11 protein-coding genes and 1 tRNA gene are annotated in these 14,437 nt (G+C 37.9%); 1 reads left to right on the plus strand and 11 read right to left on the minus strand.

Going from position 1 to position 14,437, the window contains the following annotated elements; translation table 11 throughout:
- Nucleotides 1–73 precede the first annotated feature (73 nt).
- From ACPLVE_RS08305 to ACPLVE_RS08355, 11 genes are all read right to left on the minus strand, one after another.
- Entirely contained in the window at nucleotides 74–1,753 is a 1,680-nt protein-coding gene (locus tag ACPLVE_RS08305) for an acyl-CoA mutase large subunit family protein (RefSeq protein WP_424611098.1), read from the minus strand.
- Nucleotides 1,754–1,856: 103 nt separating this feature from the next.
- Nucleotides 1,857–2,222 (minus strand): hypothetical protein, encoded by a 366-nt coding sequence (locus ACPLVE_RS08310; protein ID WP_424611099.1) that lies wholly within the window; start codon nucleotides 2,220–2,222, stop codon nucleotides 1,857–1,859.
- 9 nt (nucleotides 2,223–2,231) lie between these two features.
- Nucleotides 2,232–3,899, minus strand: a complete 1,668-nt coding sequence (locus ACPLVE_RS08315; RefSeq protein WP_424611100.1) for a formate--tetrahydrofolate ligase — start codon at nucleotides 3,897–3,899, stop codon at nucleotides 2,232–2,234.
- Nucleotides 3,900–3,919: 20 nt separating this feature from the next.
- Nucleotides 3,920–5,308 carry an ATP-binding protein gene (locus tag ACPLVE_RS08320; RefSeq protein ID WP_424611101.1) on the minus strand — a complete coding sequence of 463 codons (1,389 nt, stop codon included), beginning with the start codon at nucleotides 5,306–5,308 and terminating at the stop codon, nucleotides 3,920–3,922.
- 162 nt (nucleotides 5,309–5,470) lie between these two features.
- Entirely contained in the window at nucleotides 5,471–7,306 is a 1,836-nt protein-coding gene (gene ftsH, locus ACPLVE_RS08325) for an ATP-dependent zinc metalloprotease FtsH (RefSeq protein ID WP_424611102.1), read from the minus strand.
- Nucleotides 7,307–7,376: 70 nt separating this feature from the next.
- The gene (hpt, locus tag ACPLVE_RS08330; protein ID WP_424611103.1) at nucleotides 7,377–7,925 is read right to left on the minus strand and encodes a hypoxanthine phosphoribosyltransferase; all 549 of its coding nucleotides are present in this window, start codon (nucleotides 7,923–7,925) and stop codon (nucleotides 7,377–7,379) included.
- Between the two features lie 13 nt (nucleotides 7,926–7,938).
- Nucleotides 7,939–9,315, minus strand: coding sequence for a tRNA lysidine(34) synthetase TilS (tilS, locus tag ACPLVE_RS08335; protein ID WP_424611104.1), 1,377 nt, complete (start codon nucleotides 9,313–9,315; stop codon nucleotides 7,939–7,941).
- Nucleotides 9,316–9,377: 62 nt separating this feature from the next.
- Nucleotides 9,378–11,732 carry a stage II sporulation protein E gene (spoIIE, locus tag ACPLVE_RS08340; protein ID WP_424611105.1) on the minus strand — a complete coding sequence of 785 codons (2,355 nt, stop codon included), beginning with the start codon at nucleotides 11,730–11,732 and terminating at the stop codon, nucleotides 9,378–9,380.
- Between the two features lie 137 nt (nucleotides 11,733–11,869).
- A tRNA-Glu gene (locus ACPLVE_RS08345) sits at nucleotides 11,870–11,944 on the minus strand.
- Between the two features lie 58 nt (nucleotides 11,945–12,002).
- Nucleotides 12,003–12,545 (minus strand): class I SAM-dependent methyltransferase, encoded by a 543-nt coding sequence (locus ACPLVE_RS08350; RefSeq protein WP_424611122.1) that lies wholly within the window; start codon nucleotides 12,543–12,545, stop codon nucleotides 12,003–12,005.
- A 253-nt stretch (nucleotides 12,546–12,798) separates the two neighbouring features.
- Nucleotides 12,799–13,740: a DMT family transporter gene (locus ACPLVE_RS08355; RefSeq protein WP_424611106.1), complete on the minus strand. Its 942-nt coding sequence runs from the start codon at nucleotides 13,738–13,740 to the stop codon at nucleotides 12,799–12,801.
- Between the two features lie 196 nt (nucleotides 13,741–13,936).
- Here ACPLVE_RS08355 and ACPLVE_RS08360 point away from each other — a divergent pair, with 196 nt between their 5' ends.
- Nucleotides 13,937–14,437, plus strand: coding sequence for an RNA polymerase sigma factor SigX (locus ACPLVE_RS08360; protein ID WP_424611107.1), 501 nt, complete (start codon nucleotides 13,937–13,939; stop codon nucleotides 14,435–14,437).

Raw genomic sequence — 14,437 nt, forward strand, 5'->3', positions numbered from 1 at the left:
TGTCATGTCCATCCAAGCCGGGTTTCGCCACCAGTACCCTTATTGGCCTTTCCATTTTTATGCCCTCCTAATTTCAGAATATTATTTGCTGCTGATACTCTCCAAAAACAGATCTTAAGACGTCTGTTATTTCTCCTAATGTAGCATATTCTCTTACTGCATCCAGTATCCATGGCATCAAATTGTCATCACCTTCTGCTGCTTTTTTTAAGGCTTTCAAAGCTTTTTCTACTCGATTATTATCCCTCATTTCCTTTACTTTCTTTATTTTTTCTCTTTGAACTATTTCTACCTGCGGGTCGACTTTTAAAAGATTCTTTGGGGGCTCTTCTTCCATCTGAAATTTGTTAAGCCCTACTATTATTCTTTTCCCTGACTCAATCTCCATCTGATACCTGTAGGCACTTTCTTGAATTTCTCTTTGCATATAACCTAAATCTATCGCTTTTACAGCTCCTCCCAGTTCATCTATCTTTTTTATATACTCAAAAGCTCTCTTTTCTATCTCATCCGTCAGGTATTCGACATAGTAAGATCCCGCCAACGGGTCTGGCGTGTCACAGACGCCACTTTCATAAGCTATTATCTGCTGTGTCCTTAGAGCAATTCTCACAGAATCCTCCGTAGGAAGAGCCAGTGCCTCGTCTCTGCTGTTTGTGTGAAGTGACTGAGTCCCCCCTAATACCGCTGCTAACGCTTGAATTGTCACTCTTATTATGTTGTTGTCAGGTTGCTGAGCAGTCAAAGTAGATCCAGCCGTCTGAGTGTGGAATCTCATCATCATAGAACGAGGGTCTTTAGCCCCAAATCTTTCCTTCATTATCTTCGCCCACATTCTTCTGGCAGCTCTAAATTTCGCTACCTCTTCAAACAAGTCATTATGGGCACTAAAGAAGAAAGAAATCCTCGGTGCAAATTCATCAACATCTAATCCTGCTTTTATCGCCGCTTCCACGTATGCTATAGCATTCGCAAGGGTAAATGCAACTTCCTGCACAGCTGTTGCTCCTGCTTCCCTCATGTGATAACCGCTTATGCTTATTGTGTTCCATTTGGGAACATACTTAGAACAGTATTCGAATATATTGGTGATAAGCCTCATGGAAGGACCTGTTGGGAAAATATAGGTGCCTCTTGCCACATATTCCTTTAATATGTCATTTTGTATAGTACCATTCAGCTTGTCAGGAGATACTCCTTGCTTTTCAGCAACCGCAATGTACATAGCAAGCAGTATAGCAGCTGGAGCATTTATCGTCATAGAAGTACTCACTTTATCAAGCGGAATACCATCGAGCAATATCTCCATATCGTAAAGAGAATCTATAGCTACTCCTACTTTGCCCACTTCTCCTTCGGCCATAGGATGGTCTGAATCGTATCCTATTTGAGTTGGAAGATCAAAAGCCACACTTAACCCTGTTTGCCCTTGCTCTAAGAGGTATTTAAACCTCTTATTAGATTCTTCGGCAGTGCCGTAACCGGCGTATTGCCTCATTGTCCAAAATCTTCCTCGGTACATGGTGGGCTGTACGCCTCTGGTATATGGATATTCTCCCGGAAATCCTAATTTCTCTAAATAATCAAAATCCTTTAAATCTTCCGGCGTATAAATTGGCTTTATTTCAATCTCTGATGTGGTTTTAAATTCTTCTTTTCTTTCAGGAAATTTCGCAATGGCTTTGCCTCTTTGATTCTTTTCCCAGTCTTCTCTTTTCGTTTTTATCTCTTCAATCTTTTTTTCATCGTACATGTACATTCCCTCCTTTAATCTTCCCTTCTACATTATAGCATAATTTTTAACAATTGTTTACCTTTTCAAGAAAAATATAAAGAAAAGCGGCAGAACTCTGCCGCTAATTAGACATCTCCCTTATAACTTCTTCTAATTCCTTTACTATCTCATCTATTCCAAAGTAGTTTTTCTGCATTTTTAGTTTGGAAAGCAACCTCCTATACTGCTTTAAAGTCCCCATTACAATAACATCCGAACGGTCCACACTCATGTTCACACAGCCTCTTGCAACAGCAGCTTCTCCACCAGCCGCCAGCATCTCCTGTTTTACAATATTTGCGGCAGCAGGGTGGACATCGTAAAGCTTGACCACCCTGAAAACTGCCTTTGGAGCCATTATATCAACAGAAATCTCTTCAGCTTTTATTTGGCTTAACTCTCTTTTGGCCTCTGATAAATTATCTATCTTCAAAACCTCTCTCCTCATTTTCAGTCCCTAGAACAACCCCTTTATTCTACCATTTTCATCTATATCTATGTTCTCAGCGGCAGGGTGTTTTGGAAGCCCTGGCATTGTCATTATGTCACCTGTCAGAGCGACTATAAACCCGGCACCTCTAGAAATTCTTAATTCTCTTACGGTTATCTTAAATCCTCTAGGACGCCCTAAAAGCTTGGGGTCATCTGACAGAGAATACTGGGTCTTAGCTACTACTATGGGCATCTTGTCAAGTCCTAATTTCTCTATATTAGCTATATCCTTTAAAGCACTTGCAGTATATTCTACGCCGTCAGCCCCGTATATCTCAGTAGCGATTATGTGTAGCTTATCTTTTATAGGCAAGTTTACATCGTACAGGAACCTGAAATTAGAGGGAGTGTCCGCAGCTTTTATCACTTTTTCAGCAAGTTCTATTCCGCCTTCTCCACCTTTCTCCCAGACCTCTGCAACAGCCATATCAACACCTATTCTGTCACAAGCTTTTCTCACTTCATCAATTTCTTTTTCTGTGTCGTAAAGGAATTTATTTAAAGCTACTACGACGGGTACACCAAACTTCCTCACATTCTCTACCTGCTTCTCAAGATTCTCAATTCCTCTTCTTACAGCCTCTACATCTTCCTTTTGGAGATCTTCTTTCTTTACTCCTCCATGCATTTTTAATGCTCTTATTGTAGCTACAACAACAGCAGCATTAGGAGTAAGACCACCTATCCTCGCCTTCACATCGAAAAATTTTTCTGCTCCAAGGTCTGCTCCAAAACCTGCTTCTGTCACCAGATAATCTGCAAGCTTTAAACCATATTTTGTTGCAATCAAGCTGTTGCATCCGTGAGCGATATTTGCAAAAGGACCTCCATGAACAAAAGCTGGAACGTTTTCAATCGTCTGTACCAAATTAGGCTTTATAGCATCCTTTAAAAGCACTGCCATTGCCCCATCTGCTTTTAAATCCCTTGCAGTTACAGGATTTCCATCTTTGTCATAAGCTACTATTATATCCCCCAGCCTTCTTTTTAAATCCATTAAATCATGAGAAAGACATAAAATCGCCATTATCTCTGAAGCAACCGTTATTATAAAGCCATCTTGCCTTGGAAAGCCGTTAGCCTTTCCTCCTAAACCCACTATTATTTCCCTTAAAGCCCTGTCATTCATGTCCATTGCTCTTTTCCACGTTATAGTCCTTATATCGATATTTAGCTCATTCCCATGGTGAATGTGATTGTCAATCATAGCAGCCAGCAAATTGTGAGCCGCTGTAATAGCATGTATATCTCCAGTAAAATGCAAATTTATATCTTCCATAGGTACTACTTGAGAATAACCGCCTCCAGCTGCTCCCCCTTTTATTCCAAAGGAAGGACCCAAAGAAGGCTCTCTCAAGGCTATCATGGCTTTTTTCCCTAACTTTGCAAGAGCTTGCCCCAATCCTACAGTCGTAGTGGTCTTTCCCTCTCCAGCAGGGGTGGGAGTTATAGCCGTAACAAGTATGAGCTTACCGTCTTTTCTGTCTTTAATCTTATCCCACAAAGCGGGGGAAATCTTAGCTTTATATTTGCCGTAATATTCCAGATAATCCTCCTCAATGCCCAATTTTGCTGCCACATCTCTTATATGCAGCATCTTCGCTTCCTGAGCTATTTCAATATCTGATTTCATAACAAATCCCCTCCAGCTTTTTATTTTTCTCCCAAAACAACTTTTACAAGAGTTCCTTTCCCTTTCTTGCTGTAAATTTTAAGGTCTCCGTTGTACATCTCAGCAATGCTCTTACAGATGGCAAGCCCCAATCCCGTTCCATCCTTCTTAGTTGTGAAAAGAGGCTCTACTACTCTTTTTAAATACTTCCTGTCTATACCACCCCCGTTATCAGCTATTCTCAAAATCAATTTTTTTAAATATGGACTGTACTTCGTACTTAATACTATTTTACCATTATCACCAACAGCATGCATAGCATTTTGAACAATATTTAGTATAAGCTGTTTTATGTGATTTTTATCTATCTTCATGAGGGGAATTTCACCAAATTTTTTCTTAAATTTGATGCCTTTTTTTAACATCTCTGCTTCAAAAAGAAGAATGTATTGGTCAATTATTGCATTTACATCTATTTCTTTCTCTTCCTCCTCTTCTTCACTGGTCTTTACTATACCCAAATAATTTCTTATAAGCCCCAACACTCTATCTACTTCATCCAGTATAGTTTCATAATAGGTAAAGCTTTCAGGATGTTTCACCTGCAGTAGCTGGATAAATCCTTTTATGGAAGTCAAGGAATTTTTTATTTCGTGAATAGTATTAGCAGCAAATTCTCCCGCAATCGTGTATCTCTCTGTCTGCTCCATCAGCTTTTTATACCTTAAATCTTCTGTAATATCTTTTGCAATGATAATCTTCCAGTGGTTGTTCATCAGTTTGCCATATTTTAGCAAAAGTATTCTTTCTTCATTTCCATCTTGGGAAGGAATAACAATCTTTTCTCCTCTCAAAAGACTTATTTCAGAAAAATCCGGTTTGAACTTTTTAACCAAGTCCAAAAATTTTGCATTTACAAATTTAGCATATTTTATCCCAAAAAGCTCACAGGCCTTGTTGTTCACGTAAACCACATTAAATTTACCATCTACTACTATTACTCCTTCCTCCGTCACTTCAAGCACATTTGTGGAAGCCTTAAACAAGTCGAGAGGATAAGCAAAATGCCCCTTAGCGTAATCTCTTAGTTTTACAAACCCTAAATAAGCAATCTTTTCTCCTGCAGTATTCGTTATGGGACTGAATTTTATCCCAAAAGACATGCGTATATTGTATTTCCCAGTTAATTCTATTATAAGCCCTTCCTCATAAGGTCCTATTTCTTTATATTTTAATACATTATGGAAAAAATAGTCATAATCTTCCACATCATCGTGGGTATAACCCAAGACATCCAACAAACGGGTATTTATATGAACCACTTTCCCTTTTAAATCCTTTAAAACAAAAAAATCATGTGCATTGTCGAGAAGATTGGATATCCATTGTAGCGAATTTTTCTGCGTCGAGGATGGTTTAGAACTTTTCATGACTTTTCCCTCCATTTTCCTCCCTTATCTTTTGTGAGGAAACGCTCCTATTAATTATATTAGACATAAACAGGCAAAATTCCTCCTTCTTTTCAATAATTTTTTTATTGTTAACTAAAGTTTGTATAAAAAAAATTGTATAAGTCTTTCGACTTATACAATTTAGGCAAAAGAAACCCCTTCTATTTCCTCTCCATTAAACACTTTTTCAAACTCTTCTGCGTTGAGTTTCTCTTTTTCCATAAGGGCTTTTGCCACTCTATGAAGTTTTTCTATATTATCTCTAAGAAGGCTTTCCGCCCTCTGATAAGCTTCTTCTATTATTCTCTTTATCTCCCTGTCTATCTCTGCAGCCACTTCCTCGCTGTAGTTTCTTGTCCTTCCTAAATCCCTTCCCAAAAACACTTCTTCACTCTTAGTACCAAAAGTCATAGGACCTAACCTGTCGCTCATTCCGTATTCTGTCACCATTTTTCTGGCAATATTAGTCGCCCTCTCTATATCGTTCTGAGCACCGGTGCTTATATCATTTAGCACTAACTTCTCAGCAGCACGCCCCCCCAAAAGGTGAACTATTTCATCCATCATCTCTGACTTTGACATGTAGTACTTGTCTTCTTCTGGCAGAAGCATCGTATAACCGCCTGCTCTTCCTCTTGGTATTATAGTAACCTCGTGAACCGGTGGAGTCGTAGGCAAAAGTTTTGCTACGACAGCATGGCCTGCTTCGTGATATGCAACCAGCTTTTTATCCTTTTCAGACATTATCCTACTTCTTTTCTCAGGCCCAGCTATAACTCTTGTTATAGCCTCCTCCAATTCTGCCATAGTTATTTGTTTTAGCCCCTTTCTCGCCGCCAGTAAAGCCGCTTCATTCATTACATTTTCCAGGTCGGCTCCTGTAAATCCAGGAGTTCTCCTGGCAATAACTTGAAGGGATACATCAGGTGCTAAGGGTTTATTCCTTGCATGTATTTTTAAAATTTCTTCTCTTCCTTTTATGTCAGGTATATTGACCACAATATGCCTGTCAAATCTTCCAGGTCTTAAAAGAGCCGGGTCCAATATGTCAGGCCTATTTGTAGCAGCAATTACAATTATTCCCTCATTTATGCTAAAGCCATCCATTTCGACTAGCAACTGGTTCAGGGTTTGCTCCCTTTCATCATGCCCTCCTCCTAAACCCGCTCCTCTCTGTCTACCTACAGCGTCAATTTCATCTATAAATACTATGCAAGGAGCATTTTTCTTCGCCTGTTCGAAAAGGTCTCTAACTCTTGCAGCTCCAACACCTACAAACATCTCCACAAAATCAGAACCACTTATACTGAAAAAAGGAACCCCTGCTTCTCCTGCAACAGCCCTTGCTAAAAGAGTCTTACCCGTACCAGGTGGCCCTACTAAAAGCACTCCTTTGGGTATTCTCGCTCCCAGTTCAATGAACTTTTTTGGGTATTTCAAAAACTCTACAATCTCTTGGAGTTCTTCTTTTTCTTCATCTGCACCCGCCACATCGTTGAACGTAACCCTTTTGTCTTTGTCTGTTATCATTCTGGCTCTACTTTTCCCAAAAGACATCACCCTGCTTCCTCCCCCGCCTTGCGCTTGCTGCATGAAAATATACCAGAAAAGGATGAGTACTCCAACAAGAAACAGGGAAGGAAGCATCTGAACCCACCAAGGTGGCCCTACTTCTGGCTCATATTTAAAGTCTAATTTCCCCTGTAATATATACGGATCTACAAAAGACATAAAATTGGTGATATCGGGTACACTGCTTTCAAACTCGGTACCATTTTTGAAGATCCCTTTTACCTGCTTGCCCGAAAGGGTAATGCTCTTTATTTGATTTGCACTTATATACCTCACAAGCTCCCCATAGTCTATCTTAGTGACCTGTGGTGTAGCCTGTGAGTAGAGCTGGACCATCGCATATATGGCTATAAAAATAAGAAGATAAAGTACCATGCTCCTGAAAATCTTGTTATTATCTTTCAAACAAGGCCCCTCCTTCAAACAAGTCCCACTACTTTAATTTATAATACCACATAAAAGGCAAAAAACCAAATCATTTATAAAGCTCAGGTTTCAAAACTCCTATAAAAGGAAGGTTTCTATACTTTTCTGCGTAATCAAGTCCGTACCCCACTACAAATTTATCAGGAATCTTAAAACCACAGTAATCCACCTTTACATCCGCTTCTCTTCTTTCTGGCTTATCCAAAATAGTACAAATTCTAAGGCTTTTGGGCTTCCTCCCTAAAAGCGTTTCCTTAAGATAGGCAAGTGTAAGTCCACTATCTATAATATCCTCTACTATCAAGACATCTTTTCCCTCTATATCTATGTCATGGTCCTTTATTATCTTCACTATGCCAGAAGATTTAGTGGAAGATCCGTAGCTCGATACCGCCATGAAATCTATAGAAAGCGGTAAATCAATGGCTCGAGATAAATCTGACATAAACATTACTGCACCTTTCAAAACCCCGATTAGCACTAAGTCTTTGCTCTCCTTATAATCTTTAGTTATGACCTCTCCAAGTTCTTTCACCTTTGCCTTGAGTTCTTCTTCTGTTATTAAAATTTCCTCTATATCTTCCATAGGGCTCGGCATAAAACTAACCTCCTCATTCCTTAGTATATTCGATCACAAGCACTTTCGAAGTGCCCTTATCCACCTTAAATTTTTCGCTCATTCTATAACCTACAACCCATACAATCTCTTTTCCTATAGCTACAAGCGGAATATAATCCCTCTCTTCTCTGGGTATTTTTTCATCAATAAAAAATTCTTTTAATTTTTTCGTGCCTCTCATTCCAAGAGGTGAAAATCTGTCTCCTTCCTCTCTGTTTTTTACAACTATTTCCCCTTTTATTTTGTCGTAATCAAAAAATTTTATATTCTTTCCCTTGTTAAAATCATCAATCTGGGAAATGTCAACTACATAAGCCTTAAATTTACCAATCCCTTCTATAGTTGTAACCCCAGGAATCTTTAGTATTTCCTTGAACTTTATTTTCTCTTTAGGCTTCTTTTTTCTAATCACAAGATTATTATACATTTTTAAAGCCTCAATTTCAAAAGGTAAATCAATTTTAGACGAAGTAGGTTTATCCAGCAGAGCCAACACGTCTTCCACATGCCTGTATTCCAGGCCGTATTCATCACCCTTCAACTCAAAATACATCCTTCTTATTAGGCGCCTTTTTAAAGCCACATGTAATACCCAAAAGGCACTCAGCTCCACTTTTACTTCATCCATACTTACTTCACAAATTTGATTAAAAACTTCTTCGCATTGGTTGTCTAAATATTCATCTTCTTCTTGTAAAATCGCTGCCATTCTAGAAAGATTTTCAATTAAATCTATGCCAAACAACTCCTCAATATAAGGAATAACTTGCAGCCGTACCTTATTTCGAGCATACAAAGGCTCATAATTGGTTCGGTCAATTCGCGGTTCCAAATTTTTATTTTTCAAATATTCTTCAATTTCTCTTCTCTCAACTTCAATCAAAGGCCTTATAATGTTGCCGTTTACAGGCTTTATGCCGACAAGCCCCTTAAGTCCTGTACCTCGTATTATATTCAATAGAACGGTCTCTGCTACATCATTTTTATTATGGGCTACAGCTATCTTATTTCCACCTACTTTTCTCAAAGTTTCCTCAAAAGCTCTGTACCTCACATATCTTCCTGCCTGCTCCTCACTCAAGCCCATCTTTTTAGCAATCCCTGGCACATCTTCTTCAAATAAAAAAAAGGAAAGCCCCAACTCTTCACACAAATCCGCCACATATTCTGCATCCTTTTTAGCTTCTTCTCCTCTTATCATGTGGTTTACATGAACCACGTAAAGCTCTAAAGCGAATTTTTCCTTCAAATTAAAAAGCACATCCAGCATGCAGAGAGAATCAGGACCTCCTGATACTCCCATGACAATTTTATCATTTTTCTCTATCATGTTGTACTTTTCGATGGTTTTCAAAACCTTCTCAATCATATCAGACCCCTGATATTTATAGTTGCGCTATATTATGATTATATACTATAGTTCGCCTTAAATCAAACATAAATCCTTTTCCAAATTTTTGCCACTATCACCGTCATATCGTCCTTAGGCATATTACCGCAACTTTCCAGGGACTTTCCCATTATATAGTCTGCCATCTCTTGGGGGCTTATAAAATTTGCTTCACTTATTATCTTCGAAAGTTGTCGCTCTTTATCCCCTTCATAGCATTCCAGTACCCCATCTGTAACTAGTATCACAAAATCCCCTTCTTTTAACTCTTTCTCATGAAGGTCCGCTTCAATATCTTCAAGAATACCTACAGGCAAAGAGCTAGACTCTATTACTTCTACTGAAGTACCTCTTTTTATGTAGCTTACACAAGCTCCAATCTTTACAAATTCAGCTTTACCAGTAAATTTATCGAAAAACATAATATCTATGGTAGAAAACATTTCTTCAGCTGACCTTAAAGCCAAGATAGAATTTAACATCTGTACCACAAGTTCTTTATCAAAACCGGCTTCTATAAACTTTTCTAAGAGGGAAATTGCTGTAGCACTCTCCTCTGCTGCTTTGTATCCTATTCCCATTCCATCACTCAAAGCCACTACATACTTCCCATTTTTAAGGTCCATAAACGAATGGGTATCGCCTGAAATCCTACTTTTTGACTTGCTAACCTTGCTAACCCCCGTAATTATCTGGAAACTTTCTGCTTTCGCAAAAGAAAGTACACATCTTCCCTTATAATCAATTCCATATATTTTATCCTTTTTCTCGTATCTTTCCCCCATTATCTCCGATATCAAAAAGGAAATCTTCCTTTCCAAATCTTTAGAAACATATCCTTCTTCTTTGTAGACTTTTACAACGCTTTCCCCCTCTGTTTCATATACCAACACATCTTCAACGGCTATTCCATTTTTGTCTAATTCCAACAAAATAGCCTGTTCAAGCTCGTCCTTAAAAGATATATTCATGTTTACCTCTTTCGCAATATCAGAAATAGCATTTGCCACTCCTTCGAGTTGAGCCGCAATAAGCCCTTTCGCATCTTTTAACCTTTCTCGCCACTGCATGCTTATCTTGTAAATGCCGAGATAGTATTTTGTATTCGACATAAGCTCAGAAAACCTTATGCACTTTCTAAACAGCCTATTCTCGCTTATATCTTTTCCCTTTTCCAAATGCTCCACCAATTCGAACATAGCTTTATAAGTGCTGTAAAAATCCCTATCCCAACAGTTTTTATACATGACACATTGAGAGCAGGTCCTATTTGCGATCTCTTCAAACAAATAAGAGATATCCTTGTGGTCCATTATCTTATCAGTAGACTGTTTAAATGTTTTAGAGAGTTCTTCGAAAACCTCTGAATATTCCTTTAATTTTACTGCAACTACTTCCTTCAATTTTCTGCTATAATCTCTATCATTTAAATTTTTATTTCCTTTAACTAATTTTTCTGCCTCTTTAATATATGTCTTCGGAAGAACTGCAAAAAGCAAAGAAGCCAAGACCATCTCATTAACGCCAATGCCGCTATCAAATTTTAAACCCGTATAGAACATCACTATAGCAGCTCCTATCACAAATCCTGTAATTGTGCCCATTTTATTTAACTTGCGAAAACTTCCACCCAAAAGCCCTCCAAAGGCTAAAACACCTATAACCGAAGGCATTTCCGCGTATGCCAGCACATTTAGCACTCCTATAGTAGTTCCTATCGCAGCACCAGCACCACTGCCACCTAAATAGCTTATAAAAAGCACTGTGAAAATTATAACCACATTCTTCAAGTCAAATTTCCATATACTTAAATTGTGAAGGCCCAATATGAAAACTGCAGTAAATATTCCAAGGGAGATGAGTTCCTCATTAGAAATCAATTTTCTTGCATTTCTGTTAACAAGAAAAGAAAGAGCATGGTTAAAGACAAACACCATCAGCATAGCAATAATCGCCTCATATAAACTTAAAAAGACATCAAAATATAAAAAATTATAGGAATAGCTAAAGACAAGCCCTGAGGCAAAAAGTGAAAAGAAAGTAATGAAGGAAGCTTTTGCTACATTAGAAGATTTGACTCTGAAAAAAAGCTCCAATACAAAAATCACAGCCATGCTCAAAATGTACTTACTGATATTAATACCCGGCACCGTTATTAAAGCAAGGATCACTCCTAAACTCACAAAAAAATACTTTTTTCTGTAAGCCACCATAGCAGCAAAAAATGCTACTCCAAAAGGAAAAAGCACATAGGAAACAGATGCCCTTCCCAATATAAAAGCAAAAACCAAAAATAAAGCCGAATTTAGAATGTTTTTATAAAATCCTTTGTCGACATTTTCGCTAAACCTACCTTTTAAAGCCTTTTTATGCGTAAATACATTTATGCCCTGCATACCTCCACCACCTTCTATTTTTTCTAAATTATACCATAAAGGTGGTGGATTTATTTGCTACTTTTTGTACCTTTTTTATTTTTTCTTTTCGACATAAAAAAATAAAAAGCCTTTAAAGGCTTTTCCTGAAATAAAAATGGTGACCCCGACGGGATTCGAACCCGTGTTACCGCCGTGAAAGGGCGGTGTCTTAACCACTTGACCACGGGGCCTCAAAGCCATTTTTTATTTTATCATATTTTTTCTTGTTGTCAACAACAAAAATTTACTCTAAAAGACTGGCTTCACGGCCATAAAAATATCTGTCCTTTCAGAAGGTTTTATCTCTCCTAGTATCCCATGTTCTTTTTCAAGATAAAAAGCTATATCAGTAATGCTGATATTTGCCTCGTGATGACTACCTCTCTTTCTGTGACTCTCCTCCACAACTTTCTTGCCGTATTCGTTGAGTTCAGATACAAGAATTTTCCCTCCTTTTTTGCACACCCTCACCATCTCATCCAAAACCCTCTTATAATCCCTCATATGATGAAGTGCGTTGTAAATTGCTACTACATCAAAGGTTTCCTCTAAAAAAGGAAGCGAATGCCCATCCCCCATCATGAGAATAACTTTTCCTTCCATTTCTTTTTCTCTTATGAACTCTCTTGCCCTTTTTAATGCTTCTAAACTTTCATCCAGAGAAACCACATCATACCCATATTCAGCAAGACCCGAAGCCATTCTGCCTCTTCCCGTGCCTATATCAAGTGCAAGTCCACTGCCTTTTCCCAGCATTTCCAGAGCATCTTGCACGTCCTTTTCCATGCCAATCACCTCGTGTTTTTATAAAAAATCCTTTCATAACCCTAAAAAAAATGATATAATATCGAAATGTAAGCTGATTTATTTTTTAAATAACATCTTGTTGCGCATCCTTCGTGCTTAATAAAATCACTCCTCCATAATTTAAATGCGGTATTTTTGTACCGCATCCTTTTTTGTCCCCGATATGCCCCCGTATGGTATAGGGTTCTGCCAAGAGTAGTATATCACAGTCCTCCCTTCTTTGTAAATACCCCTAATTTCAATGAATTTCTTCAGTCAAATTCCCCACCTCATAGCTTTTGCCAAAATAATTCGTACCCCAAACTCCCATCAATATCATGATAGCTCCAACCACATGGTACCAACGAAAAACCTCATGCCCTATAGTTACTCCTGCTATAATGGAAATCACTGTAGTTAAATTAGCAAAAACAGAGGCTTGAGAAGCAGGAAGCTTAGAAAGCGCATAATTATTGAGAAAATATGCAACGATTGAGGATAAAATCCCCAAGTAAAGTACTGGAATTAACACTTTATAATTAGTCACACTGGAAAAGTAACTTGAAAGGCTATTTCCTCTTATCACTTTCTCAATTAAATTCAAAATATTAAAAGAGATAGCCCCAAACCACATCATAACAAATGTTATCTCTATAGGAGAAAAAACAGTGGAAAATTTTCTTGCCAGAATCGTGTAAAAAGCCGCAGACAAAACCGCTCCCAGCAAAAATAAAAATCCTAAGAGAGAACTTTTCCCACCTTCTGACCCGGTCATAAAAATTATGAATATAACGCCTGCTACAGATAACAAAATAAACAAAAGCTGGTACAAAGAAGGCCTTTCATTTAAAAATATCACCGCAAGGATTGTCACTGCAACAGGAATCAAGGCTATCATTAGCCCCGAAAGAGAAGAAGAAGTATACTTTATACCGTAAGTCTCGAAGACAAAATATATAAAAGGTTCTGCCAAAGACAATAAAAGCAATGGCTTCACATCTTTCCCTCTGTAGTTTAACTTAATTACACCAAAAGCCCAGAGAAGCGTTATGACAATAGATGCTAAAAGAAACCTATATGATATAAGCTCCAAAGGAGATGCCACTTCAAGCCCCATAGAGGTAAACATAAAAGAAAATCCAAAAATTGATGCCATTCCTATTCCCGCTAAATAAGGATAATAGGCCTTTATCCTCTCCAATTTAACACCCCCACATTTTTTAAAGCACCGAATATAATTATATAACACTTCCCCCAAAAAATAAAACCCCAGACAAAGGGGACGGTTCCTCCTGTCTGAAAATTTCAGACAGGAGGAACCGTCCCCTTTGTCTGAAAAAGTTCTGTCACAAAATTGGTTTTAGATGTGTTATTATTAGTGAAAAGGGACAGGGGAGGTGTTAAAAATAGAGGAGAGTTTCAAAGATATCTTTGAAAGGTATTATCCAAAAATTTTAAAACAGATATCCTGGATTGTAAAAGATGAATTTAAGGCTGAAGACCTCGCACAGGAGGTATTCATAAAGTTATTAAAAAAGCCTCCCCGGCACAATGAAAATATAGGAGGTTGGCTTTCAAAAGTGGCTATCAATCATGCATTAAACTATCTTCGAACAGAAAGAAGCACAAAAATAAGAGAAATAGAAGCCTTCCAGCAGAATGAAGAAAAACTTTTGGAAGGCCCTGAAGAAATAGCTATAAAAAATTTTGAAAAATCAAAGGTGAAAGAAATTCTATTAAAAATGAATAAAAGAGACATGATGTGTTTAATACTTAAGCATTCAGGTTACAGTTATGAAGAAATAGCGGTAGCTTTGGGAATTAAAAAATCTTCCGTAGGAACAACCATTGCAAGAGCTCAGAAAAAATTCAAGGAATTATACGAAAAGGAGGTGTAA

The organism is Caldanaerobacter sp., assembly GCF_049701115.1.
GTDB lineage: Bacteria > Bacillota > Thermoanaerobacteria > Thermoanaerobacterales > Thermoanaerobacteraceae > Thermoanaerobacter.